This window comes from Promicromonospora panici (assembly GCF_900608595.1).
GTDB classification, from domain to species: Bacteria; Actinomycetota; Actinomycetes; order Actinomycetales; family Cellulomonadaceae; genus Promicromonospora; species Promicromonospora panici.
The window spans coordinates 155,969-179,751 of record NZ_UWYY01000011.1 but is presented as its reverse complement, the minus strand read 5'-3'; the positions used below and the strand labels follow the sequence as shown (position 1 = coordinate 179,751).

At 71.7% G+C, this 23,783-nt stretch carries 22 protein-coding genes; 7 read left to right on the top strand and 15 right to left on the bottom strand.

Features of this window, described 5'->3' with window-relative positions:
* Positions 1-202 precede the first annotated feature (202 nt).
* Positions 203-511: a GNAT family N-acetyltransferase gene (locus EW117_RS14650; protein WP_165362697.1), complete on the bottom strand. Its 309-nt coding sequence runs from the start codon at positions 509-511 to the stop codon at positions 203-205.
* Between the two features lie 117 nt (positions 512-628).
* Here EW117_RS14650 and EW117_RS14645 point away from each other — a divergent pair, with 117 nt between their 5' ends.
* The 3 genes from EW117_RS14645 (at position 629) to EW117_RS14635 (ending at position 3,998) form a co-directional block, all read left to right on the top strand.
* Positions 629-1,849: an MFS transporter gene (locus EW117_RS14645; protein WP_129787459.1), complete on the top strand. Its 1,221-nt coding sequence runs from the start codon at positions 629-631 to the stop codon at positions 1,847-1,849.
* Between the two features lie 126 nt (positions 1,850-1,975).
* On the top strand, positions 1,976-2,437 hold the full coding sequence (locus EW117_RS14640) for an NfeD family protein (RefSeq protein WP_129787458.1): 462 nt from the start codon (positions 1,976-1,978) through the stop codon (positions 2,435-2,437).
* Between the two features lie 97 nt (positions 2,438-2,534).
* On the top strand, positions 2,535-3,998 hold the full coding sequence (locus EW117_RS14635; protein ID WP_129787457.1) for a flotillin family protein: 1,464 nt from the start codon (positions 2,535-2,537) through the stop codon (positions 3,996-3,998).
* Between the two features lie 87 nt (positions 3,999-4,085).
* Here EW117_RS14635 and EW117_RS14630 read toward each other — a convergent pair whose 3' ends face one another.
* The 4 genes from EW117_RS14630 to EW117_RS14615 all read right to left on the bottom strand — a co-directional run bounded on the left by EW117_RS14630 (position 4,086) and on the right by EW117_RS14615 (position 9,983).
* Positions 4,086-5,396 carry an MFS transporter gene (locus EW117_RS14630; RefSeq protein WP_129787456.1) on the bottom strand — a complete coding sequence of 437 codons (1,311 nt, stop codon included), beginning with the start codon at positions 5,394-5,396 and terminating at the stop codon, positions 4,086-4,088.
* A 287-nt stretch (positions 5,397-5,683) separates the two neighbouring features.
* Positions 5,684-6,925: a hypothetical protein gene (locus EW117_RS29775; protein WP_207211879.1), complete on the bottom strand. Its 1,242-nt coding sequence runs from the start codon at positions 6,923-6,925 to the stop codon at positions 5,684-5,686.
* A gap of 80 nt (positions 6,926-7,005) precedes the next feature.
* Positions 7,006-8,541: a hypothetical protein gene (locus EW117_RS14620; RefSeq protein WP_129787455.1), complete on the bottom strand. Its 1,536-nt coding sequence runs from the start codon at positions 8,539-8,541 to the stop codon at positions 7,006-7,008.
* A gap of 224 nt (positions 8,542-8,765) precedes the next feature.
* Positions 8,766-9,983 carry a VIT1/CCC1 transporter family protein gene (locus EW117_RS14615; RefSeq protein WP_129787454.1) on the bottom strand — a complete coding sequence of 406 codons (1,218 nt, stop codon included), beginning with the start codon at positions 9,981-9,983 and terminating at the stop codon, positions 8,766-8,768.
* Positions 9,984-10,127: 144 nt separating this feature from the next.
* Here EW117_RS14615 and EW117_RS14610 point away from each other — a divergent pair, with 144 nt between their 5' ends.
* Positions 10,128-10,736, top strand: a complete 609-nt coding sequence (locus tag EW117_RS14610) for a ribonuclease H family protein (protein ID WP_207211878.1) — start codon at positions 10,128-10,130, stop codon at positions 10,734-10,736.
* Positions 10,737-10,859: 123 nt separating this feature from the next.
* Here the strand turns inward: EW117_RS14610 and EW117_RS14605 are convergent, their stop codons facing one another.
* From EW117_RS14605 to EW117_RS14570, 9 genes are all read right to left on the bottom strand, one after another.
* Positions 10,860-12,347: a class-II fumarase/aspartase family protein gene (locus tag EW117_RS14605; RefSeq protein ID WP_242504298.1), complete on the bottom strand. Its 1,488-nt coding sequence runs from the start codon at positions 12,345-12,347 to the stop codon at positions 10,860-10,862.
* A gap of 552 nt (positions 12,348-12,899) precedes the next feature.
* Complete coding sequence (locus EW117_RS29455) at positions 12,900-13,037, bottom strand: hypothetical protein (RefSeq protein ID WP_165362696.1); 138 nt, start codon at positions 13,035-13,037, stop codon at positions 12,900-12,902.
* Between the two features lie 162 nt (positions 13,038-13,199).
* On the bottom strand, positions 13,200-14,222 hold the full coding sequence (locus EW117_RS14600; RefSeq protein WP_129787453.1) for a branched-chain amino acid ABC transporter permease: 1,023 nt from the start codon (positions 14,220-14,222) through the stop codon (positions 13,200-13,202).
* Positions 14,219-15,100 carry a branched-chain amino acid ABC transporter permease gene (locus EW117_RS14595; RefSeq protein WP_129787452.1) on the bottom strand — a complete coding sequence of 294 codons (882 nt, stop codon included), beginning with the start codon at positions 15,098-15,100 and terminating at the stop codon, positions 14,219-14,221. The genes EW117_RS14600 and EW117_RS14595 overlap by 4 nt, the downstream gene beginning before the upstream one ends.
* A gap of 24 nt (positions 15,101-15,124) precedes the next feature.
* Positions 15,125-15,853 carry an ABC transporter ATP-binding protein gene (locus EW117_RS14590; protein ID WP_129787451.1) on the bottom strand — a complete coding sequence of 243 codons (729 nt, stop codon included), beginning with the start codon at positions 15,851-15,853 and terminating at the stop codon, positions 15,125-15,127.
* Positions 15,850-16,635 carry an ABC transporter ATP-binding protein gene (locus EW117_RS14585; protein ID WP_129787450.1) on the bottom strand — a complete coding sequence of 262 codons (786 nt, stop codon included), beginning with the start codon at positions 16,633-16,635 and terminating at the stop codon, positions 15,850-15,852. The genes EW117_RS14590 and EW117_RS14585 overlap by 4 nt, the downstream gene beginning before the upstream one ends.
* A gap of 54 nt (positions 16,636-16,689) precedes the next feature.
* Positions 16,690-17,997: an ABC transporter substrate-binding protein gene (locus EW117_RS14580; protein ID WP_242504297.1), complete on the bottom strand. Its 1,308-nt coding sequence runs from the start codon at positions 17,995-17,997 to the stop codon at positions 16,690-16,692.
* Between the two features lie 141 nt (positions 17,998-18,138).
* Positions 18,139-19,074 carry a dioxygenase family protein gene (locus EW117_RS14575; RefSeq protein WP_129787448.1) on the bottom strand — a complete coding sequence of 312 codons (936 nt, stop codon included), beginning with the start codon at positions 19,072-19,074 and terminating at the stop codon, positions 18,139-18,141.
* Complete coding sequence (locus EW117_RS14570; RefSeq protein WP_129787447.1) at positions 19,067-20,926, bottom strand: FAD-dependent oxidoreductase; 1,860 nt, start codon at positions 20,924-20,926, stop codon at positions 19,067-19,069. The genes EW117_RS14575 and EW117_RS14570 overlap by 8 nt, the downstream gene beginning before the upstream one ends.
* Before the next feature lie 122 nt (positions 20,927-21,048).
* Here EW117_RS14570 and EW117_RS14565 point away from each other — a divergent pair, with 122 nt between their 5' ends.
* Both EW117_RS14565 and EW117_RS14560 read left to right on the top strand, forming a co-directional pair.
* Positions 21,049-21,750, top strand: coding sequence for a histidine phosphatase family protein (locus EW117_RS14565; RefSeq protein ID WP_129787446.1), 702 nt, complete (start codon positions 21,049-21,051; stop codon positions 21,748-21,750).
* 33 nt (positions 21,751-21,783) lie between these two features.
* The gene (locus EW117_RS14560) at positions 21,784-22,275 is read left to right on the top strand and encodes a PH domain-containing protein (protein ID WP_129787445.1); all 492 of its coding nucleotides are present in this window, start codon (positions 21,784-21,786) and stop codon (positions 22,273-22,275) included.
* Between the two features lie 171 nt (positions 22,276-22,446).
* Here the strand turns inward: EW117_RS14560 and EW117_RS14555 are convergent, their stop codons facing one another.
* The gene (locus tag EW117_RS14555) at positions 22,447-23,256 is read right to left on the bottom strand and encodes a MerR family transcriptional regulator (RefSeq protein ID WP_129787444.1); all 810 of its coding nucleotides are present in this window, start codon (positions 23,254-23,256) and stop codon (positions 22,447-22,449) included.
* Between the two features lie 42 nt (positions 23,257-23,298).
* Between EW117_RS14555 and EW117_RS14550 the strand changes: the two genes are divergently transcribed.
* Positions 23,299-23,781 carry a DUF6194 family protein gene (locus tag EW117_RS14550; RefSeq protein ID WP_242504296.1) on the top strand — a complete coding sequence of 161 codons (483 nt, stop codon included), beginning with the start codon at positions 23,299-23,301 and terminating at the stop codon, positions 23,779-23,781.
* Positions 23,782-23,783: the final 2 nt, after the last annotated feature.

Here is a 23,783-nt window from a genome sequence, read left to right as displayed (position 1 = left end):
GCCGTGGTGCTCTGTGTTGTGATGTCGCGTCCTGCTGCTGCTAGGTTGGCCGGCGCCGATCCGGGAGCACTGAGGTGACGAACAATGCCACCGGGCGGCGCCGTGGGGAAACTCTCGCACATGTCGCCTCGGATGTGAAGTTTGCAGAGCAATCGGGTTTGCGAAATTTTGTTTCACGCCCGGCTCGTCGCATCGGACGGCGTCAGTCCGACAGCGGGGACCGCAGCAGGTCGTCGTACTCGGGCGCGTGCTTGCGCACGTAGGAGCGGATGTACGGGCACAGCGGCACGATCTTGCCGCCCGCCTCGCGCACCATGCCGAGCGCCGCCTTCGCGAGCTGCCCCGCCAGCCCGCGGCCCGCGTACTCCTCGAACACCTCGGTGTGCACGAAGATGACGGTGCCCGGATCCGTCTCGTAGGCGGCGAAGCCGGCGAGCGTGCCGTCGACCCTCACCTCGTAGCGGGACTCCTCCGGGTTGTCGGTCACGGCCACCTGCGGTTCGTCGGTCATGGAGACATCGTGGGCCCTCCGGACCGCCACCTGCCACCGTCCGCTCTGTGGCGTCGGCCACCAGAGGCCACCAGAAACAACGGGACCAGTGTCAGTGGTCGGTGGGACACTCGATCCGTGCCCGAGACCGCCGCCTCACCCCGCTCCAACCCGTACACGGCGGTGCTCCGCACGCCGGGCGCGCTCAGGTTCTCCGCGGCCGGCGCGCTCGCCCGGCTGCCCATGTCGATGGTCGGTATCGGCGCCGTCCTCATGGTCCAGGGCCTGTACGACAGCTACGCCATGGCGGGCCGCGTGGCGGCGGTGCTGGGCCTGGCCCAGGCGTTCCTCGCCCCACAGATCGGGCGCTGGGTCGACCGGCACGGCCAGCGGTCGGTGCTCCTGCCCGCGCTCCTCGTGTCCGCCGTCGGGCTGGGCGGTCTGATCACCGCCGCCGTGCTCGGCGCCCCGGAGTGGGTGCTGTGGCCGTTCGCGGTGCTCGCCGGCGGCAGCCAGGGCTCGTACGGCTCCATGGTGCGCGCGCGGTGGAACCACGCGCTCGACGACCCGCGCCGCGTGCACACCGCCTACTCGCTGGAGTCGTCGATCGACGAGCTCGTCTACATCGTGGGCCCGGTGCTCGCCACGACGCTCGCTACCGCGGTCGCGGCGCCCTCGGCACTGGTCGTCGCCGGGATCGCCGCGGTCGCGGGCGGACTGCTGTTCGTGGTGCAGCGGACCACCGAGCCGCCCGTCGTGGTGCCGGACGCCGAGGTGCGGCACCGCCCCGTCGCCCTCATCCCGGGCATGCCGGTGGTGGTGCTGGTCTTCGTGGCGATGGGCGTGATCTTCGGCTCGATGGAGGTCGTCACGGTGGCGTTCGCCGAGGAGCGGGGCAGCAAGGGCATGTCCGGCGTCGTCCTCGCGGTCTTCGCGCTCGGCTCGATGCTCGCAGGCCTCACCTACGGTGCCCGCCACTTCACCAGCCCGGCGTCGCGCCGGTTCGTGATCGGGATGGCGACGCTGGGCCCCGGCGTGTCCCTGTTCCTCCTGGCGGAGTCGCTCTGGGTGCTGGCGATCGTCATGTTCGTGGCCGGCCTCGCCATCGCGCCCACCGTCATCACGGGCAACGGTCTGGTGCAGGACATGGTCGGCAAGCATCAGCTCACGGAGGCCCTGACGTGGGTGGGCACGTCGATCGGTATCGGCGCCTCGCTGGGTGCGTCGGTCGCCGGGGCGCGGGTGGACGCCGCCGGCGCGGACGCGGGCTTCCTCATCACCGTCGGCGCGGCCTGGTTCGCCACCCTGCTGACGCTCGCGGCGAGCGGCACGCTCCGGCGCCAGTCGGCGGCGCGGTGACCGATATCGCGTCCCGTCCACGTCCGTCCGACGGGTACGCCGTTTCACCCCTCCAACGCCGATACTGCGCGAGCCGCCCTGATACGTTGCATCCGACTTTTCCAAATCTTCACGAATGGACCCGGGATGCTCGTCTTCATCATCATCGGTCTTCTCGGGCTCGCGATGGCCGTCGCGTCGCTCCTGCTCGGTGACTTCCTCGAGCTGGCCGACGGCGCCCTCTCGGGCACCTCGCTCGGCGCCGGAGGGCTGCTGTTCGGCGCGACCGGCATGGTGGTGCTGTCCGCCGGGCTCGAGCCGTGGGTCGCCTACCCGGCCGGCCTGGTCGTCGCGGTCTTAGTGATCATCCTGGTCAACGTGCTGCTCAAGCGCCTCAAGGCGGGTGACGACGGCGTACCCGTCTCCCTGGTCGGCGCGCAGGGCACCGTGACGTCGGGCGTCGACCGCGGGCACGGCGAGGTGTCCCTCGACGCCGCCACCGAGCTCGAGACCCGGCTCGCCTTCTCCGACGAGCCCATCGACCAGGGCACCCGCATCGTCGTCGTCGAGCAGCACGGCGCGCGGGTCAAGGTCGAGCCGGTGCGCTGAGCGTCCCGACGTCGGCCGTCCCCCTTCCCGTAACACCATCTCACCGGCCGGGACCGACTGTCGGCCTGGCCGCCGCATCCAATCCCCAGGAGCCGACATGGAACTGACCGGTCAACTAGTGGGCGTGATCGCCGTCGTGGCGGGCGTGCTCGCGATCTTCCTCGTCCTCGCGTTCGTGGCGAGCCGCATCCGGCGCGTGCCGCCGAACGAGGCGCTGATCGTCGTGGGCCGCGGCGCCGGCAAGTCCGAGGCGCAGATGGCGAGCCAGCGGGTCGTCGTCGGCGGCCGGGCGTTCGTGTGGCCGGTGCTGCAGCAGGGCTTCGCGATCTCGCTGGAGCAGCGGCAGATCGGCATCACCGTCGAGGGCGTCGACAAGAACCGCATCAAGATCGCGATCAAGGCGTCGATCAACTTCAAGGTGCGCGGTGACGAGGAGGGTGTGCGGCGGGCCGCCCAGCGCTTCCTGTCCCAGCAGCACCTGCTGACCGAGATCATCAAGGAATCCCTCGAGGGCTCCTTGCGGTCGATCGTCGGCGACATGACGATCGAGCAGATCATCTCGGACCGCAAGGGCCTCTCGGACCGCGTGGTGCAGTCCACCAAGACCGACCTCTCCGAGCAGGGCCTCCAGGTCGACCTGCTGAACATCTCCGACATCTCGACGCCGGGGTCGGACTACCTCGCGAACCTCGGCCGTGCCGAGGCCGCCAACGCTCGTCAGCTCGCCGAGGTATCCGAGGCGGAGGCCAACCGGGCGTCGGAGTTCGCCGTGATCGAGGCGGCCGAGCAGATCGCCGAGCGGCAGAAGGCGCTCGACCTGAAGAAGGCCGCCATCAAGGCGGAGACGGACAAGGCGAACGCCGAGGCCGACGCCGCCGGCCAGCTCGCCCGTGCCGAGCAGGACCGTCTCGTGGCCCAGCAGGAGCGCGAAGCCATGGCCGAGAAGGCTCGCGTGGAGCAGGAGCGGCTCGACATCGAGGTCCGCAAGCCGGCCGAGGCCCAGGCCTACGCGGAGGTCCAGGGCGCCAACGCCCGCCGTGACGCCAACAACGCGGCCACGGAGGCCGAGGCGTTCAAGCGCACCACCATCGCCGAGGCGAACAAGACCGCGGCGCTGCAGGACGCCGAGGCATCCGCCGAGGCGGTACGCCGCGCCGGTGAGGCCGAGCGCGACAAGCAGGTGGCGCTGGCAGCCGGTATCGAGGCGGAGGGCCGGGCACGGGCCATCGCCGTCGAGGCCGAGGGTCTCGCCGAGGCAACCGCCATCGACGCCAAGGCCGAGGCCCTGCGCAAGTATGGCGAGGCGGCCCTGGTGCAGGAGCTCATCGAGCGTCTGCCCGACATCGTCCGCGCCGCCGCCGAGCCGATCGCCTCGATCCAGGGTATGACCGTGATCTCGACCGACGGCGCCTCCGCGGTCACGAAGAACGTGGCGTCCGTGCTCGGCGAGGGCCAGGGCGTCATCAAGCAGCTCACGGGCGTGGACATCAACCAGCTCATCTCGACCCTGGCGGCGGCCCCGGCCAACGGCACCCCCGCGGAGACGACCAAGAAGTCCTGACCGCGGACGCCGAAGTAGAGCGCCTGTCCGGCCCGATCCCGCCCTCCAGCACGGCCGGGCCGGACAGGCGCTCTACTTCGGCAGCGCTCAGGGTTCCGGGTGGCGGGCGTCGTAGCGCCAGAACCGTGGGGTGAGGCGGACGGTCAGCCAGAGCAGCGCCACGCATGTGAGGCCCCCGAAGACGGCGGCCCAGCCCTCGCCGAACCACGTCGCCTCGGCCCCGAGGACCATCTCCCCGAGGCGCGGCCCGCCCGCGACCACGACGATGAACACGCCCTGCAGGCGCCCGCGCATGTGGTCCGGCGTCGCGGTCTGCAGGATGCTCTGCCGGAACACTGACGAGATGCTGTCGGAGCCCCCGGCGAACGCGAGGGCGATCCCCGCCGCGATGACGGCGCCGACGATCGCCCCGTCCGGCGAGTCCCGGCCCACGAGCACGAGCACCAGTCCGAAGGCCGCGATCGACAGGCCCCACGCGGTGATCGCCCAGACGATCACCTGTCCCTGCTTGCGCATGCGCGTCAGCCCGCCGGAGAACACGCTCGCGAGGACTCCGCCGATGGCGAAGGCCGCGGCGAGCACACCCGTCGTCGTCTCGCCGCCGCCCAGGTATATGACGCCGGCCGCGGGCCATAGGACGCGCGGGAAGGCGAGGACCATCGCGCAGATGTCGACGAGGAACGTGGTGCGCACGTTGGGCTGGGTGGCCAGGTAGCGCAGGCCGTCCAGGACGGAACGCAGCCCGACGGCGCCCACCCGGCCCTTGGCGTTCAACACCGCGCCGTTGCCCTCCGTACGCTCCGGGAGCACGGGTGGCAGCCGGAACACGGCCCACAGGGCGGCGAGGAAGAGCACCATGTCGAGCGTGTACGCCCAGGCGTAGCCGAGCTGGGCCACCAGGAGGGCACCGATCAGCGGCCCGCCGGTGAGCGCGACGTTCATGGAGAGCGTCGTCAGCGCGTTGGCCGCGGGCATGAGCTCCTTGGGGAGCAGGCGCGGGATGATCGCCGACCGGGCCGGGTTGTTGATCGCGAAGGCCGCACTCTGCACGGCGACCAGGCCGTACAGGAGGTGCACCGACTCCAGCTCGAACCACGCCTGCGCCGCGATGCCGGCCACGACCACCCACAGCACGAGCGAGGACACGAGGGACACCTTGCGCCGGTCGTAGTGGTCCACGAGCGCCCCGCCGTACAGGCCGAGCACCACGAGCGGGAACAGCGAGAACAGGCCCAGCACGCCGACCGCGAGCGTGGATCCGGTCAACGCGTAGATCTGCAGGCCCACCGCGACGATGGTCACCTGCGTGCCGATGTTCGAGACCGACAGGCCGAACCAGAGGCGCCGGTAGTCCGGCGACACCCTCAGTGGCGTGGTGTCGGCGAGCAGGCGGCGCATGATGCTCCGATCGTAAGCCTCGGCCCGGCGCCCGACCGGTGCCCCGGATGTGTCCTGCACCTCCCGGACATGACAGAGCGGGCGCTCAGGCCACCCCCCGATGTCCCGAGCTCCCGCTCTGTTCAATCCCGGTCCGCGGGCCGGGGCGCCCCCCAGCGGCGCCCCGACCCCACGAACCTGCCGACCCGGACCTGGTTCGGCCCTCGATCGCGAGTCACCTTGATGGCTCACGACCGGGGACCGCGCCCGGATCGTTGTCGCCCGTCACAGCGTGGTCAAGCCACGCTTCAACGGCGACGCATGCGGAGCGCCGCGATCCCCAGCCCCAACAGGAGCGAGATCAGCGATAGCTGCCCCGTAAACATGTGGCCCGTCCAGACGTCGGCGTCACCGGGCACAACCGCCGGTCTCGCCTCTGCCTCGGGCTCGGATTCGAGCTCAGGCTCGGTGCCCGTGAGCCCAGCCTGCAGGCCGTCGCCCGACAGGAAGCTCCCGTCATATGTCGTCTCCCGGTGGGCGTCGGCCTTGTCGCCCCACGTGATGTCGACGCCTCCGCCGGGGAGCTCCCGATCGGCTGCGGGCGCCTCGGCGTCCTCCGGGCCGTTCGTACCCGGGGTCCGGGTGTCACGGCCGGAGCCGGCGCTGCCAGGACCGCCCTGGAACGCGTCGGTGAGCGTCACGTCCACAGGACGCTCGGCTCCGTCGTTGGCGTGGCTGCCGCCGTGTCCGACGGTCGTCGATCCGGTGCCGGGAGGGGTGGTGCCGGGACGGTCCGTTCCGGCTCCGGGGTCACCACCATCGGCTCGTGGACTTCCGGTGCCGGGCTTGCTGGTACCGGGCTTGCTGGTACCGGGCTTGCTGGTACCGGGCTTGCTGGTACCGGGCTTACCTGTTTCGGGCTCGTCGGTTCCGGGCTCATTCGTTCCAGGCTCGTCGGTCCCAGGCTCGTCGGTCCCAGGCTCGTCGGTCCCAGGCTCATCCGGCCCGGGCTCGTCGGTCCCAGGCCCGTCGACGCCAGGATCGATCCCCGGGTCAACCGGGCCAGGGTCGTCAGTACCAGGGTCAGTTCCCGGCCCGTCCGTACCCGGCTGCTCCTGTCCAGGTCCATCCGGTCCCGGCTCCTCCGGCCCCGGAACATCCGGCCCAGGAACATCCGGCCTCGGAACATCCGGCCCCGGAACCTCGGCCGGCGGGAGACCGCCCAACAGGTCGTCGACCAGGCCGTCCTCGCCGAGCGCCCCGTCCACGACTCCCCCGACGTCGCCCTCGGCGAGCGATCCGAGAATCCCCTCCGGGCCGACGACGTCGCCAGCCGGGCCGCGATTGCCGGCAGCGCCATCGCCGCCGGCGGCGTCCTCGGCCGCGCCGAGGTCACCGCGCGTGGCGGCGGAGCCCTCGATCGCGTCTGTGGCTCCCTGAGTGGCTGGCTCCGGCAGACGCTCCGCGGCGTGCGCAGCGGCGGCGCCGGCGAGCACGATGCCGCCTGCGACAAGAGCCGTGTACAGCGCGCGTCGGATGTTCCTGTCCATGGATCTCTCCTTGCCTGGCGTGGAGCCGACGGCAGATGCACCGTCGGGCGTGCCGCACGCGTGCGCGCGGCCCAGCCAGGTCAGGCAGGAGAGACAGGGATATCCGTGTAGCTGCTGGACAGCTTGGCGCGCGACTCGTCGGTCGCCATCCGCCAGGCTCGGGCCCGGAAGACCAGCAGCGCCGACAGCACCGCGAGGAGCTCGCCGCCCATCAGCTTCTGCTGCGGCGCGCCGCCGCCCACGAGGCCACCGGCGCTCGCCAGCACGGCGTTCCCGCCGCCCCCGGAGAGCGGAAGACCCGCACCGAGGAGGCCGGGGCCGCCCGTCTGGACGACGCCCGCCGTCACGACGCTCAGCGCGCGCGTGCTGTCCGCCGCGGTGACGCCCACCTGCATCAGATCGAGCATCGCGTGCTGGACCCCCGCTGAGGTCCAGACCACGACACCCTCGGCGCCACCGGAGGCCTGCAGCGACCCCGGGGACGCCGGCTCGGGGTGCTCCACGGCCGGCGCGGGCGGGAGCACAGTCGTAGGCCCGCCCGGCTCCGACGGCACGGCGGGAAGCTCAGGCACGAGGACCTCGGTCACGGGCGCGAGCGGCTCCACGATCGGGGTCAAGGGCTCGACAACCGGGGCGAGCACATCGCCCACGGGGGCGACGACCGAACCGACCGGCGTCAGGACCGGCGCGAGCGCGTCCGTGACCGGAGCGGTCGCGGGTTCGAGCGCCCGCACGATCGGGGCCGTCACACCGCCCACGACGTCGGTCACCGGGGAGACCAGGCCGACGACGGGCTTCAGGATGCCGCCGGTCACCGGAGCGAGCGGCTCCGTGACCGCGCCGAGCACCGGCGTCAGCGGCGAGACGACCTCCCCGACGAGGCCGGTCACCGGGGCGAGCCCTTCGCCGAGGGGCTCCGTCACAGGCTTGACGACGTTGCCGACCTGCTTCGTGACGGGCTTGAGCACCGGGTCGGAGACCTGCTCGACGACCTCGGCGACGCCCGCTACGGGCTTCTCGGTGATCTCCGTGACGACGCCGCCCACGGGTTCCGCCACAGACGTCCGGACCGGCTCCGTCACCGGCTTCAGCAGGCCCTCGGAGACCGCGGTGACCGCACCATCGACGGTCTGGGTGATCGGCTCGGCTCCCTGGAGAACCGGCTCGGTAGCCGACGTCGTCCCGGTCCCGGCGGACTGTGCGGCCGGCTTCGCGGCGGCCGGCGCGGGCCTCGACTGCGGCTGGTCGACGGCGGGCGTGGGCGCCGCCTCGGGCGTCGCTTCCGGTGCAGGCTCGACGGCCTGCCCGGGCGCGGGGGCCTCCGGCTCCGGCGCGGGCGGCGTCGTTGCCGCCTGTCCGCCGTCGGCCACGGCCTGGTCGTTGGCGGCGGTGATGGTCAGCCCGAGCAGGTCTGTGGTCGTGGTGACCGTCTGCGCGGTCGCCTCCAGCGTGTCGCCGACGACAGAGCCGAGCGGGCCGCGCTCCGCGGCGGCCGAGGGGGCCGCGAGGGTGACACCGAACGCGAGGCCCGCGGCGCCGAGCGCGATGGTTCCGACGGCGCGCACGACGACGCGACGGAGGGTGTCCCCCGTGCCCGTCAGCGCGTCCTTCGACATCGGTCTCCCGCTCTCCGGCCCGGCGTGGGCCGCTACCAGCCATGCATACACATTTAATCTGCGGGCGGACCCGGATATCGGCAACTGCATACCTGCGGTTTGCGGATCAGGAATTTTGTGCTTAGGAACTGCGACATGTCCGGAGAGGCCCGTCATCTCGGGCATTTTCGAGCATTCTAGGGCTATCGGACGCGTCGAGCAGGGCCTGCGAGTGAACCCGCAGATCACCCGACCGTGGCCCCGAACACCAGGCCGAGCACATAGGTGACACCCGCGGCGCCCAGGCCGATGGCGATCTGGCGCAGCGCCCTGGTGAGCGGAGAGGTGCCCGACAGCAGGCCGACGACGGCACCCGTCGCGAGCAGCGCGAGCCCGACGAGCGCCGTGGCGACCAGCACCGCGGCGAGGCCGTCGAGACCCAGCAGGTAGGGCAGCACCGGGACCACGGCGCCCGACGCGAAGAAGCAGAACGAGGAGAGCGCAGCACCCCACGCCGTCCCGTGCGTCTCGAGGTCGGCCGCGGCCGGGTCGCCCTCCGGATCGGCGTCGGCGGGCCGCGTCTCCCCGGACGACTCGTTCGGCTGCAGGAGCGGGCTCCCGTGCTCGACGGGGGTGACCGCGAGCCGGGCGAGGACGGCGTCGGCGTGCGCCGTCGCGTCCTCGATACCCATGCCCCGGGCCCGGTACACGAGCGCGAGCTCGTTCGCGTCCACGTCGAGGTGCGGCAGGGCGGCATCGGCGTCGGGCGACGGCGAGGACGCCTCCAGCAGCTCCCGCTGCGACCGCACCGACACGAACTCGCCGGCGGCCATGGAGAGCGCGCCCGCGAGGAGCCCGGCCAGGCCGGACAGCAGGACGGTGCTCGTCGCCACGCCGGAGGCGCCGATGCCGAGCACGAGCGCGAGGTTCGACACGAGGCCGTCGTTCGCGCCGAACACCGCGGCGCGGAACGTGCCCGACAGCCGGTTCCGGCCCCGGGTGGCCAGCGCGCGCACCACCTCTTCATGGATCTGCTCGTCGGCCGCCATGGTGACCGTGGCGTCGGCGTCGTGCGCGTACGACGAGCGGGCCTCGGCGCGCTGTGCCAGCGCCAGCACGAAGACGCCGCCGAAGCGGCGCGCGAGGAACCCGAGCGCCCGCGTCCGGAGGTCGCCGCGCACGGGTTCGCCGACGTCGGGCCCCAGGAGATCGAGCCAGTGCGACTCGTGCCTCTTCTCCGCCCGCGCGAGCGCGAGCAGGATCTCGCGCTCCTCGCCCGTACGCCGCCCGGCCAGGTCGCGGTAGACGGCGGCCTCGGCCCGCTCGTCGGCGAGCAGCCGGCGCCACCGCCGGATGTCGGAGCGGGTCCGGCGACGCGACGGGTGCAGCTCGTGAGCGCGCTCGGCGGGCGTGGGCTCGTCGTCGGACGGGCGACGGGCCGGGTCGGAGGGGTGATGAGGCACGACGTCATCATGCCCACGGATCGCCCGGCATGGGTTTCGTGGCGCCAGGGCTCAGAATTCGCCACACCGAACTCTCGATCGGCTGGGCTCCAAACGCGCGGCTCCCCGGCCTGCCGTACGGATTCTCGGGCAGAAGGATGCACAATGGACGCCGTGATCATCGTCAGCACGCACGGGTCGGCCGCACCCGGCGGCGCGATCGGATGGGCGTGGATCAACCACGCGGGCGGTCAGTTCGACTCGGGCGGCGCTGCCCGGGGCAATGACCAGGTCGCCGCGCTCTCGGCCTTGCTGCGCGCGATCGAGGCACATCCCGGCGACGAGCCGCTGCTCGTCGAGTCGAGCTCGCAGTACGCCATCCGGTCCGTGTCGGAATGGTCCGAAGGATGGAAGCGCAACGGCTGGCGCTCACCGTCCGGGGACCCCGTACCGAACCTCGACCTCGTACAGGGTATCGACCGCGCCGTCGCGGAACGCACCGGGCCGGTCCGGTTCCACTGGGTACGGGGGCACGTGGGCAACCCGTACAACGAGCGGGTCGACCAGCTCGCCGGGTTCGCCGCCGAGGAGTGGGCGGCCGGACGCGGCGGCGTCGGCGAGATGCTCGTCCCGGACGCCGGGATGATTCCCGACGCCGAGCTCCGGCGGGTCGGCTACGCCGCGGAGCCGTCAGAGGTTCCCGCCCCCGTCACGCCGCCTGCCCCGGTCGGGACCGGGGCAGGGCGGACGTGGGAGTCGGGCACGCTCTTCTGACCGAGTCGGTTCACGGACCAGCGCAAAGGCCTGCGGCCCTGACTCGGCGTACCTGGTACGCCGGGTCAGGGCCGCAGGCCTCGTTCTGAAGCGCTGGAGCGCCTACATATCAGAGGCCGACTATCAGAGCCCGACGAGGAGCAGCTCGTCCGCGGCCCGCGCGTCGTGCTCGACCCGGTCCGCGGCGTCGCGACCGGTGGTGACCGGGTCGGCGCCGTCGGCGTCGTCGTCCCGCTTTGCCGCCTCACGCACGAAGAGCGGCACGGGCTTGGCCGTGCGGGCGCTGAACTCGAGCCGGTCGGCGACGGCGCGGGCGTGCTGCGCCATCTCGTGCGCGATCGTGATGCTCTCGCCCAGGTACGCGCGCGGGTCGATCAGACGCCGGATCTCGTCGCGGTCGAAGTACGCGCTCACAGTCGCGTTCCGCACCAGGAGGTCGAGGAACTGCGCGTCGCCGACTGCCGACTCCTGCGCCACCTCGTACACGACCTCGTGCGCCTTCTGCCGGCCGATGCGCTCGCCCAGCTCCATCATGAGCGACTCCGAGCCGATGAGGCCCTCGCTCAGCGCCAGGTTGGCGCGCATGCGCTGCTCGTCGAGCTCGAGGCCGTCGAGGATCACGTCGAGACGGGTCAGGATGTCGCCGCCGAGCACCGTGGCGCGCTTGACGGTCTCCTCCAGGAGGTCGGTCATACCGCCGTTGGCCTCGTGGTCGTGCTGCATCGACTCCAGTGCGGGCGCGGCGAGCGCGCGCAGCTGGGCGCTCATCGACAGGAGGTCGAGGGCGAGCTGCGGGTTGCGCTTGTGCGGCATGGTCGAGCTGCCGACGGTCCCGTCCGGGATGGGCTCGAACGCCTCGCCGAACTCCGGCTGCATCATCGAGTAGATGTCCTTGCCGATCTTGCCGGCGGTCCCGGCCACCTGGCCGAGGACGAGCACGAGCTCGACGATGCCGTCGTTGATGGCGCGCGACGGAACCGGCATGGTGCCGAGCCCGAGGTGGTTGGCGACCCGGCGCTCGACCTCGCGCCCGGCGGGCCCGAACGACGCGAACGTACCGACGGCGCCGCCCATGAGGACCCGGAACAGCCGGTCCTCGAGGCGCTCGAGCCGGTCGGTGTGGGCGGTCAGCTCGTCGATCCAGACCGCGACCTTGAAGCCGAACGTCACCGGCACCGCGTGCTGGCTGTGCGTGCGGCCCGCCATCGGCACCGCGGCGGACGCCTCCGCCTGCTTCGACATACCCCGCAGGACCTTGGCGAGCAGGTCCTTGAGGGCGCGGTGCGCATCACGCAGCACCAGGACGTCGGCGGTCTGCGTGATGTTCTGCGTGGTGGCACCCCAGTGCACCCAGCCGCCGTGCTCCCGGCCGACCACCCGGGCGAACTCCTCGATGAGCGGCATCAGAGGGTGGCTCGCCGACACCGTCTCGGCGGCGACACGGGCGAGGTCCAGCTTCTCGATCTGCGCGGCCTGTGCGATCGCCTCGCCGGCCGGCTCCGGGATCAGGCCTACCTCGGCCTCGGCCAGTGCGAGCGCGGCCTCGACGTCGAGGCGTGCCTGGAATCGGTTCTCGACGCTGAAGAGGTGCGCGATCCCGGCGTCGGGCACGCGTCCGTCAGTAAAGTGTCGAATCGATTCGCCATTCATCCCTGGGTTCCCCACTCAGTTTTTGTCGCCGTACGTGACTGGACGTTCACTGGCCGACCTGCCCCATGGTGGGGGCCTGGTCGCCGGCGAGTCCCTTCTCCACGTGATATCGGCCGCCGCGAGACCTTGCCCGCCTGGCTGACCGTGCCGAACTCGCTGCGCCTTGTAGCTGTATGCATCGACCTGCAGTACCGAATTGTGGAAGAAGGTGCGTCATCAAGCCTAGCGGAAATGTTTCCGGAATGTAACGGGAGTGAGGTCCATCACAGAAGCCGCTCCCTTGGCACCGCCCGGACCTGGTGTTTTGGGCACGCTCGAGGGCCACCGGGTGAACTTTCGGAAGCTGTAGGACCCGTCTCGCATTGCGGACGGGAGTACACCGGCCCGACGCAGAGAGCCCGGCCGCACGTGCCACGGAGGGGCGTGCGGCCGGGCTTCTCTGTCGAGATACCAGCTGTGTCGATGCACCAGCTGTGTCGAGGTACCAGCTGTTCGGCGCGAGCGCGGTGCGGGTCAGCCCGCGGACGCTTCGTCGGGAGCGTCGCGTTCCTCGCGTTGCGGCACATAGGCCTCGGTGACGCTCCGATGCAGGAGCGTGGTCCGGCGAGGGTTGGCGATGGAGTGGTACTGGGCGTCGTCGGCGTCCGTCATGGTCCTCCTCCGGTGCAGGCGTACGGTTACGGTGCACGTGGTTCACCGCTGATGTGCGGATTAACCATTTTGGTTGATACCGAGTCGCGGCGTCGACTGAAGTGGCTGTGACATCAGCCTCACCGCACCGTCGCAACTTTGTTGTGGGCGCGATCGTTGCGGCTACCTGCCCGGTTGGGGCGCAACGGTGCCGCTCACAACCACTGGGTGGGCTCGGTAGGTTGTCGGGAACAGCTGGAAGCGACCCGCCAGCAGGCCCCAGAGGCCGCGCGGCGCGAGGAGCACGACGGCGACCGCCACCGCCCCGAGCACCACCAGGTACCAGGTGCCGAGCGGCGCGAGCGTCTGCTGCAGCACCCAGTAGAGGATGGCGCCGACGAGCGGCCCTTCGATGGTCCCGAGGCCGCCCACCACGGCTATGAAGATCATCGCCGCGGTCCAGTTCACGGAGTAGATCGACCCCGGCGTCACGCCCAGGGTGTTCAGGGCGATCAGGGCCCCCGCGAGCGCGGCCCCGGCCGATCCGGCGACGTACACGAGCCGGCGTCCGCGGTCCACGGCGACACCGAGGCTGCTCGCCGCGACGCGGTCGTCGCGGATCGCAGTGAGCCCGAGTCCCACACGGGAGCGCATCAGCAGGTACGTCCCGAGCACGACGGCGACCATGAGGGCCAGTGCGAACCAGTACACGAAGGCGACGCGCTCGACCCGGTCGGTGCCGCGGAACGCGGTCAGCGACAGCCCGGAACCGCCGCCCAGTCCGTCGGCCTGCATAGTGACCAGGCGGAACACCTCGGCGACCACCCAGGTCCCGATCGCGAAGTAGCCGCCGGCCAGGCGGAACACGAGGTAGCTCGTCGGCACGGCGATCAAGCCGCCGATGAGCCCGGCCGCGAGGACGGCGGCCCACGGCGGGGCGCCGACGGCGTCGGCGAGCTGGATCAGGGCGTACCCGCCCACACCGACGTAGGCCTGCTGCCCGACGCTGACCATGCCCCCGTAGCCCGCGAGCAGATTCCAGGTGGTACCGAGTATCACGAGGGCGAAGAGCATCACGAGGCTCGGCAGTGCCCCGAGGGTGACCACGTAGGGGACGACGGCGGCGAGCAGCGCCACGACGAGCAGCAGGGCGCCGCCGCCGATCAGGGATCCGCGGCTGCCGCGCGTGACGTCGGGCCCGCTCATGCCTGCACGCTCCTCGGCAGCAGGCCGCCCGGCCGGACGACCAGCACGGCGAGGAAGACGAGGTGCCCGGCGAGAACCCCCGACTGCGGGTCGATCTGAGCGCCGATCGTCTGGGCCAGGCCCAGCACGACGCCGCCCGCGAGCGTGCCCCACAGCGAGCCGAGCCCGCCGATGATCACGGCCTCGAACGCGAACAGCAGCACCAGGTCGCCGTAGCCCGGCGAGAACTGGGTGCTCATACCGACGAACACGCCCGCGAGCGCCAGCGTGGCGAACGCGAGGGCGGTCGCCACGGCGTACATGTGCTTCGGGTCGACGCCGGTCATCGCGGCGGCCCCGGCGTCGTCGGCGACGGCGCGCATGGCGCGGCCGGTGGCCGTGCGGGCGAGGAAGAGCTGGACCCCCGCGATGACCGCCGTCGCGACGACCAGGGTGATCAGCGGCAGGACGCCGATGGAGAGCTCGCCGAGCGGCAGGCCCGCCGAGGCGAGGCCGCCCGTCGGGATCCTGCGGGTGTCCGCGCTGAAGACCTCCTGGAGGAGGTTCGTGAGTGCGACGGCCACGCCGAACGACACCAGGAGTGGCGCGAGCTCGCCGGAGGTCCGGCCGCGTACCTGCGCGAGGGCCGGGTTGAACAGGCCGCGCTGCACCGCATAGCCGAGCGCCGCGAACACCGGGACCACCACGACCATCGCGAGCGACAGCGGCAGGCCCTGCTGCACGAGGACCAGCGAGAGGTACGCGGCGAGCACCGCGAGCACGCCGTGCGCCAGGTTGACGATTCGCATCACGCCGAAGATCAGCGACAGGCCGCAGGCCAGGAGGGCGTACTGCCCACCGAGCAGCACGCCCTGCACACCGGCGTTGAGCCAGTCCATCGGTCCTCCGGTTTCGCTGGGGTTCTACCTCGCTGGGGTTCTACCTCGGCGGGGGTGGGTGCCGAAGTAGGCGTCCGCTACAGCGGCGCGGTCCAGGCCGGCGGCCGGCGCCTCCAGCACGGTCCGGCCGCCGAGGAGGCACTGGACGCGGTCGGCCACCCGCAGCGCCTGGTCCAGGTCCTGCTCGACGACGAGCGCCGTCGTGCCGGCCTCCGTGATGCGCCGGACGGCGTCGTAGATCTGCGTCACCACGGTCGGCGCGAGCCCGAGCGACACCTCGTCGAGCAGCAGCACCCGCGGGTTGGCCAGGAGCGCCCGGCCGATCGCCACGGCCTGCTGCTGGCCGCCGGACAGGACGCTGCCCCGCCGGTCCTTCATCTCCGCCACCAGGGGGAACATGTCGTAGACGGCGCGCAGGTCCCACGGTCCGGGTCGTTTCGGGTACCGGCCCATGAGCAGGTTCTCCTCGACGGTGAGCGAGCCGAAGATGCGCCGGCCCTCCGGCACGAGCGCGATCCCGCGCCGCACCCGCCGGTGCGCGGGCACGCGGGTGACGGGCTCGCCGTCGAGCAGCACGCGGCCCGACGTCGGCAGGTGGGTACCCGCGAGCGCCGCGAGCAGGGTGGATTTGCCCGCACCGTTGGCGCCGAGCACCGCGACGGTCTCCCCCTCGGTGAGGGCCAGGGTGACGCCGTCGACCGCCGTCAGGTCGCCGTACCGGACCTCCAGGCCCGTGGCCTCCAGCACGTTCATGCCCGCTCCCCCTCGGACGTCGGGCCAGGGCTCGGGTCCCGGGTCGACTCGACGGTGGAGCCCAGGTACACCTCGGCCACCTCGGGGCTGCGGATCACCTCGTGCGGGTCGCCCTGGGCGATCACCTCGCCGGCGGCGAGGCACAGCAGCCGGTCGACGACGTCGAGCAGCGCGTGCAGCACGTGCTCGATCCAGACGACTGCCACGCCGTCGTCCCGGAGGTGGCGCACGAGGCTCACGATCTGCGGCAGCTCGCTCTCGGAGAGGCCGCCCGCAATCTCGTCCAGCAGGAGGAGGCGCGGCCCGGTCGCCAGGGCGCGCGCCACCTCGAGCCGCTTGCGGTCCAGCAGGCGCAGGCTGCCCGACGGCGTGTTCGCCGCCTCGGTCATGCCCGCCACCTCGAGCGCGTGCCAGGCCTGGGCCCTGCTGTGCCGGGACGCGGTGCGCCCGGTGTGCTTCCGACCCGCGAACGACGCGCCGACCAGCACGTTCTCGTACACGGTGAGCTCCGCGAAAGGGCGCGGCACCTGGTACGACCGGGCGACCCCGCGACCGGCGCGGGCGGCGGCGCCGAGCCGGGTGACGTCGTGCCCGTCGAGCACCACCCGTCCCGCGTCGGCCCGCTGGGTGCCCGCGACGATGTCCAGCAGCGTGGTCTTGCCCGCCCCGTTCGGGCCGACGAGGCCCAGCGCCTCTCCGGCGGCCACGTCGAACGAGACGTCGCGGGCCGTGACCACGCGGCCGAAACGTTTGGCGACGCCGGCGACCTGGAGCAGGGGCACGTGTAGTCCTTTCGGGTCTCGACAGCTCGACCAACGGGTTGGCTCGACCAACGGCTACCGGAGCGGCTCGACCTCGCCGCCCGTGGGGATCTGGGGCGCGAGCTCGTTGGAGACCACCACGAGCTCGTAGGGGTTCCTGCCCTCGTCCTCACCCTCGTCGAGGCGCCACTGCCCGCCGACCAGCGGCGTCTTCGCGACGTACGGCGGGACGGTGTCATCGACGCCCCAGGCGACGTCGCCGACCACCGTGGAGACCTCCAGCGTGGACAGGGCCTCGATGATCGCGTCCGGCTCGGTGGAGCCGGCCTGCTCGACGGCGGCGACGGTGATCTCGAACAGGGCCTCCGCGAAGCCGAGCGGCTGCGTCCACTGCTTGCCCGTGTCGGCCTCGTACTGGTCGGCGAGCTCCTGCGCCGTCTGCCCCGTCAGCGACGAGGTGAACGGCGCGGTCGGGTGCCACCAGACCTCGGAGGTGAGGCCGTCGCCCGCGTTGCCCAGCGACTCGACCGCGGACGGGAACAGGAGGGCCTTGCCGATCGTCGCGATCTTCGGCCGGTAGCTCTGCTGCCCGGCCTGCTGCCAGAACGTGGTGAAGTCCGGCGGGATCGGCACGCCGACCAGGATGTCGTGGCCCTCGAACGCGGACAGCTGCGCCGAGAAGTCCTGGGTGCCGTTCGGGTACAGGCCCGGGTCGTCGATGGTGACGCCGGTGTCCTTCGTCAGGGCGGGGAAGTTGGCGCTCCATGCCTGGCCGTCGGGGTCGTTCGGGAACAGGCCGGCGGCCTTCTTGTTGGTGTCCACCTGGCTCCACATGTCGGCGTACACCGCCGAGACGTCCTCCAGGCCCCAGAACGCGTGGTAGCTGTACTTCAGGTCGGCGGGCTGGTCACCCTCCCGGATGGCGAAGGGCTGCCACGGCGCGACCGTCGAGATGCACGGCACGGCGTTGGCCTCGCACTGCTCCGAGACGGGGTTGGTGATGTCCGGCGTCGACGACGTCAGCACCAGGTCGACGCCGTCGCTGTTGATCAGCTCGGCCGCGACCTCGCCCGCCCGTGCGGAGCTGGACTGCGAGTCCTTCACGATGATCTCGACGGTGTGGTTGACGCCGTCGACGGTCACCGGGTGGTCGGAGAACCACTGCTCCATGGACTCGATCACGTAGGCGTTGGCCTCGCCGAACAGTGCCGACGAGCCGGTCTCGGTCGAGACGAACCCGATCTTCAGGACGTCGTCGTCCTCGCCGCCCCCGATCGTGCCGCCGCCCACGTCGCCGCAGCCCGCCAGGGCTGCGGTCAGCGCCGCCGCCGACACCCAGGCCGACGCCGCCCGTACGTGCGTGCTCTGTCCGTTGCGAACCATCGTCGTCACTCCATCTCTGTGGTCGAGCTCTGTGGCCGAGCCGGTAGCTGTCAGGCGCACGGGTCACCGGAGTGGCCTGTGTGTCTGACACGACGTGCAGGTGGTGCTGTGACTTTCAGGTGGTGCTGGTCGGTCCGCGGATCAGGCAGCAGGGGAGGTAGCAGGGGCGAGCACTATGTCGAACCGCGTGCGCGACCAGGTGCCCTCGACCGCGCGGCCGTCCGGCGTCGGGGTGCCCGCCGGCTGCTCGGCGAAGTCCATGACGAGCGAGTCCTTGACGCCGAACACGGAGTCGGCGTCGAGCAGCTCGTCGCCCCGCACGAAGATGTGGGTCACCAGGGTCCGCAGCCCCGGCGCCGTCACCATGAAGTGCAGGTGCGCGGCCCGCAGAGGCGACCGGCCGGACGCCGCGAGCAGCGCGCCGACGGGCCCGTCGTGCGGGATGGGGTACGGCGTCGGGGTGGTGCCCCAGAACCGGTAGCCGCCGTCGGCCTCCGTGAAGAGGTGGGCGCGGCCGGCCGTGCGGTCGTCGCCGTACTGGACGTCGTAGAAGCCGTCCTCGTCGGCCTCCCACACCTCGATCCGGGCGCCCGGGACCGGGTCGCCCGAGGTGTCGGTGACCGTGCCCTCCACCCAGCACGGCTGGCCCGCGGCGCCGGCGGCGATGTCCCCGCCGTTGTCGATGCGAGGGGCGTCGTCCACGAAGAAGGGGCCGAACACCGTGGCCTCCGTCGCGTTCGCGTAGGCCTCGTTGTTGATCGCGATGGTCTGCATGGACGCGCCCAGCACGTCGGAGAGCAGGATGAACTCCTGCCGCTTGTCGTCGGTGATGTGCCCGGCGGCGGTGAGGAACTCGATGCCCGTGTTCCACTCGTCCTCGGTGAGGCGCACCTCCCGCAGGAACGCGTGCAGGTGCCGGGTCAGGGCCTGCATGACGGTCCTCAGCCGCTCGTCGTCGGCGCCCGCGAAGGACGCCACCACCCGGTCGGTGAGCTCCTGCTCGCGGGCGGCCTGCTCGGCCGCGCCCGCCGCGCCCGCGGCGTCCGGTCCCGTGCCGTCCGAACCCGGCTCACCCATCCTGCTCGCTCCGGCCGAGCACCGCCCGCAGCGCGTCGCCCAGCGCCCGCGCCGGGTCGTCGGCGAGTGTCTGCGCGCGCCACGCCACGTGCGCGTCCGGGCGGACCAGGATCGCGCCCGACTCCTCGACGCCCCGCATCTTCGCCCAGTCGTAGTAGGTGTCGATGACCTCGCGCCCCGGCCCGATCACCACGGCCCCGAGCGGCAGGTCGAGCTCCTCGGCGGCCTTCGCGGCGGCGTCCGCCCAGGCCTCGCCCGCGATGCCGGTCACCAGCGTGAACTGCCCGTACGGCACGAGGTCGTGGGTCGAGCGCTTGTGGCCTTCGACGTCGGCCACCCACACGTGCGGGAACCGCGCGCCCGGGACCGTGGACTGCTTGTAGTAGAGCTCGGGATCGCGCTCGTCCAGCGGCTTGGGCGACCCGTCGGAGACGATCGCGGCCGACTCGTAGAACTGGCCCATGTCCACGCCGTGTGCGTTGAACTCGTAGTTCTTCAGGTCCATGGCCTCGACGAGCGCCTTGCGCTTCGCCTCGCCCGCCGGGGTGTTCGCCTTGCGCTCGTCGATGGCGGCCTGCATCGCCTCGGGCGTCTCGGCGTCCAGCACGCCGAGCACCTCCATGAACCGGAACTCGCCGCCCGATTTGTTGGCCCGCAGCACGATCTGCTCGGCGATCGGCGCGCGCTCGGTCGAGTAGGTGTCCAGCAGCGACGGCGCCGCCTGGCCGTTCAGCACCGCGGCGATCTTCCACGCCAGGTTGTAGGAGTCCTGGACCGACGTGTTCGAGCCCAGGCCGTTGCTCGGCGGGTGCCGGTGCACGGCATCGCCGGCGCAGAAGACGCGGCCCTTCTGCAGGTGCGTCGCGTACATCTGGTTGTTGCCCCACAGCGAGTAGCCCGTGATCTCGACGTCCAGGTCGTCGACGCCGACGAGCTGGCGCACGATGTCGGCCGCCGCGGCGTCGTCGAGCTGCGGCGGCTCGCCGGCGATGTCGTAGCCCCACACGATGAGCCACTCGTTCCACGGCCGCACCATGCGGACCAGGCCCGCGCCGATGCCGCCGACGTCGGACCCCGGCTGGAGCACCCAGTACAGGACGGACGGGCGGTGGCCCACGAGGTGCGTGAGGTCTGCCTTGAACGTGATGTTCATCGATCCGGCGATGTCCATCGCGCCCTCGAACGGGAGGTCGATGTCGGCCGCGACCTGCGAGCGCGCACCGTCGCCGCCGATCAGGTACTTCGAGCGGATGGTGTACTCCGTGCCGGTGAGGCGGTCGAGCACGCGGGTGCTGACGCCGTCGGCGTCCTGCGTGTGGCTCAGGTACTCCGTGGAGAACCGCGACTGCGTGCCGCGCTGGGTGGCGTTCTTGACCAGGATCGGCTCGAGGTAGGTCTGCGGGATGTCCACCGTGAGCGACGGCGAGGCGAGCCGCGCGTCTCCCTCCCGGGCGGGATGGGTCTCCCAGGTGAGGATGCGGCCGATCTCCTCGCCCGCGATCGTGGTGCAGAACACCGTGTCGCCCACCAGCTCGTGCGGCGTGGCGTCCGCGAGCACCTGGTCCTCGATGCCCAGGTCGCGGAAGATCTCCATGGTGCGCTGGTTGGTGATGTGCGCGCGGGGCGTGTTCGCCGTCCAGCGGTACTTGGTGATCATGATGGTGCCGATCCCCAGGCTGGACAGGAACAGCGCGGCCGACGCGCCCGCCGGGCCGGAGCCGACGACCAGCACGTCGGTCTCGACGACGACGTCGGTCGTGCTGCCTCCGCCGCTCCCCGGGCTGGTCTCGGTGCTGCTGGAGGCGGTGCTGGGCAGTGCGGTCTCAGGCTGACCGTCGTCGAACTCAGGCATGAGCCCAGGATGTCGTGAGACCGCGTCACAGAAAAGGGCAAACCAGTAATATTTCTCAAGTATCCCGCAGGTCGGCGGCGAGCAGGGGTGCGATTCGCCGTCGAACACTGGATGCTCGTCCCATGTCTGATCAGCCCCCGGTCCTGAAGCCCCCGCGCGACCCGCAACTCGTGCTCCTGCGGCACGGCGAGACGGAGTGGAGCGCGAGCGGGCAGCACACCGGACGCACCGACATCCCGCTCACCGCGGCCGGCGAGAAGCAGGCCCGGTTCGCCGGAGCGACTCTCGCCGACTACCGGTTCGCCGCCGTCTACACGTCCCCGCTGACCCGGGCGCGACGGACGGCGGAGCTCGCCGGGTACCCCGACGCCGTCGTCGACGAGGATCTGGCCGAGTGGGACTACGGGCCCGTGGACGGACGCACCTCACACGACGTCTCCGCAGAGCTGGGGCGGGAGTTCCTGATCTTCGACGACGGCGTGCGTGTGCTGCCGCCGTCGGCCGAGCACGGCGACGGGCGGCCCGGCGAGACGCTGGAGGAGGTCGCCGCGCGGGCGACGCGGGTCGTGGCCAGGGCGGAACAGGTGCTCGCCGGTCGGTCGGGTAGCGGGTCCGACGGCGGGTCGGGTGCCGCTGGTGCCGGGTCCGGTGGCGACGTGCTGCTCGTTGCGCACGGCCACCTGCTGCGGGTGCTTGCCACCGTCTGGCTCGGTGTGGACCCGCGGCTGGGGGCGCGGTTCGAGCTGGGCACCGCCGCCGTCTGCCTACTCGGCTACGGGCACAACTTGCGCACCATCGAGGGATGGAACCTGGCCGCACAGTAGATCCGAATCACGCAGTAGGGCAGTATTCGCGGAATGAGGGAAGAGCACCTGGCCGACGGCGAGACCATCGTGATGCAGCTCCGCACCCACCCGAAGAAGGTCGTGAAGCCGATCCTGCTGCTGGTGCTGCTGCTCGTCATCCTGGTCGCCCTGTGGATAGTGCCGCTGCCGGTGGACCAGATAGTGCTCTGGTTCGCGACGCTCGTCCTCGTCGTGCTCGGCCTGGCCGCCGCCATCGGGCCGTTCCTGCGCTGGCGCACGACGCGCTACATCATCACCAACCAGCGGGTCGCGCTACGCACCGGCATCCTGACGCAGACCGGTCGGGACATCCCGCTCTACCGGATCAACAACGTCACGTTCGAGAAGCAGCTCAGCGATCGGTTCTGGGGCTGCGGCACCCTCGTCATCTCCGACGGCACGGACCAGCCGGGCATGGTCCTGGACGACGTGCCCGACGTCGAGCGGGTGCAGCGCGCGCTGCAGGACCTGGTGCGCCAGGGCAAGCAGCTCAGCGACGACTGATCCCGGGCGCCGATGTGCGGGCGCGGGATGTCCGGGCGCGGGACGTAGGGGAACGTATACGCAGGCGGGCTCCCCGGGAGAGCCGTCCGTCCTCGGAAGTCCGACCGTCCTGGAAAGTCCGGCCAGCCTGGGCGATCCGGACGGCCTACGAAGTCCGGTAGGCCGGGGCAGTCACGGCGACACAGCGGTCTCCAGGACGGCAGCGAGATCGGCGCCGGTCCGCAACAGGGCGATGGTCCGGATCGCGATCTGATCGAGACGCGCGTCGAGGATCCGCTCGGCCTCGGCGATCCCCTCGGCGATGCCGTCGACCTGGCGCAGCGTCGCCACGACGTCCCGCACAGCGGGGACGCCGTACCCGCTGCTGCGCAGCGCTGCGACGATGCGCGCCTCCCGGATCGCCTCGGTCCCGTACTGGCGGGCACGCAGGGTGGTCACGCGTTCCGGGACGGCGAGCCCCTCCTGCTCCCAGAACCGCAACGTGGACGTACGCACGCCGAGGGCGGCGGCGAGCTCCGTGATCGTCATGGTGTCGCCGGTGTCCGAAACCTCGCCCTGGATAGCGCGCAGTGCCTCTTGCGCGCGGAGTGCCTCGTCGCGCTCGCGCGCAAGCCGCACGTGCACGGCGCCGATCTCGGCCGCGGCCTCCGCGAGGCGTGGCGTCTGCTGCCCGGCGGTCGGTGGTCCGGCGGTCGGTGGTCCGGCGGTCGGCGTCCCGGCGGTCGGCGTCTCGGCGAACAGGGCTGCGAGCAAGCGCCGCGCCTCCACCGGTCCGGCGGCGCTCGCGAGTCCCCGGTAGGCACGCAGCGCCTGGACGTGCGTAGGCGTGTACGACCGGTACCCGTTCGCCCCGCGGACGGCGGGCGGAACGACGCCGAGGCGTTCCAGGTCCCGGACCTGCTGCACCGAGTACCCCGACTCGCGCGCGACGTCGGCGGTGCGGAGCCGACTGCTTTCGTCCTCCGTCGAGTGGCGTGTCATGTACCGAACCCCACATAAGCACTTGAAGGTGATGCTTGAATCATGAGCACCCACCTGAGTATCGACCAGATCATCGGCACCGTGCGCGACCTCGAGGGCTCGCTCGTCGTGGCACCCGCCGTCGGCGACCCGGATGTTCCGGAGCTGGCGTGGGGCGACGCGTTCTTCTACTACGCCCCCGACGGCGTGATGCCCCGGACCGTCCAGCCCTTCGGGACGATCGTCACCAAGAACTACCCGGACGACACCGCCTCGGACCTGGACCCCGCCGGCCGCTGGCGCGTGAACATCCATGTCGACCGCGCGACGTTCCGGGAGCTTCTCGGCGGCGGCGCGGACAGCGAGGCCACCGGCCAGGAGCCTGTCGACCCGGCGACGCCCGACGTCGTGCTGCCGCACCCGGTCTACGGGTCGGCCGGCTGGATCGCCGTCGTCACCCCGGGGACCCGGACCGCGGACACGGTGCTACGGCTCCTCCGCGAGGCCCACGCCGCCGCGCGGACCCGCTTCGAGCGGAGGCGCTGAGG

Coding starts and splice junctions, on each gene's coding strand:
- EW117_RS14570 (WP_129787447.1), bottom strand. CDS start 20,926: ATGCCTGAGTTCGACGACGGTCAGCCTGAGACCGCACTGCCCAGCACC.
- EW117_RS14635 (WP_129787457.1), top strand. CDS start 2,535: ATGGAACTGACCGGTCAACTAGTGGGCGTGATCGCCGTCGTGGCGGGC.
- EW117_RS14550 (WP_242504296.1), top strand. CDS start 23,299: ATGAGCACCCACCTGAGTATCGACCAGATCATCGGCACCGTGCGCGAC.
- EW117_RS29455 (WP_165362696.1), bottom strand. CDS start 13,037: ATGACGGACGCCGACGACGCCCAGTACCACTCCATCGCCAACCCTCGC.
- EW117_RS14630 (WP_129787456.1), bottom strand. CDS start 5,396: ATGCGCCGCCTGCTCGCCGACACCACGCCACTGAGGGTGTCGCCGGAC.
- EW117_RS14610 (WP_207211878.1), top strand. CDS start 10,128: ATGGACGCCGTGATCATCGTCAGCACGCACGGGTCGGCCGCACCCGGC.
- EW117_RS14640 (WP_129787458.1), top strand. CDS start 1,976: ATGCTCGTCTTCATCATCATCGGTCTTCTCGGGCTCGCGATGGCCGTC.
- EW117_RS14580 (WP_242504297.1), bottom strand. CDS start 17,997: ATGGTTCGCAACGGACAGAGCACGCACGTACGGGCGGCGTCGGCCTGG.
- EW117_RS14555 (WP_129787444.1), bottom strand. CDS start 23,256: ATGACACGCCACTCGACGGAGGACGAAAGCAGTCGGCTCCGCACCGCC.
- EW117_RS14560 (WP_129787445.1), top strand. CDS start 21,784: ATGAGGGAAGAGCACCTGGCCGACGGCGAGACCATCGTGATGCAGCTC.
- EW117_RS14650 (WP_165362697.1), bottom strand. CDS start 511: ATGACCGACGAACCGCAGGTGGCCGTGACCGACAACCCGGAGGAGTCC.
- EW117_RS14565 (WP_129787446.1), top strand. CDS start 21,049: ATGTCTGATCAGCCCCCGGTCCTGAAGCCCCCGCGCGACCCGCAACTC.
- EW117_RS14590 (WP_129787451.1), bottom strand. CDS start 15,853: ATGAACGTGCTGGAGGCCACGGGCCTGGAGGTCCGGTACGGCGACCTG.
- EW117_RS14600 (WP_129787453.1), bottom strand. CDS start 14,222: ATGAGCGGGCCCGACGTCACGCGCGGCAGCCGCGGATCCCTGATCGGC.
- EW117_RS14595 (WP_129787452.1), bottom strand. CDS start 15,100: ATGGACTGGCTCAACGCCGGTGTGCAGGGCGTGCTGCTCGGTGGGCAG.
- EW117_RS14575 (WP_129787448.1), bottom strand. CDS start 19,074: ATGGGTGAGCCGGGTTCGGACGGCACGGGACCGGACGCCGCGGGCGCG.
- EW117_RS29775 (WP_207211879.1), bottom strand. CDS start 6,925: ATGGACAGGAACATCCGACGCGCGCTGTACACGGCTCTTGTCGCAGGC.
- EW117_RS14620 (WP_129787455.1), bottom strand. CDS start 8,541: ATGTCGAAGGACGCGCTGACGGGCACGGGGGACACCCTCCGTCGCGTC.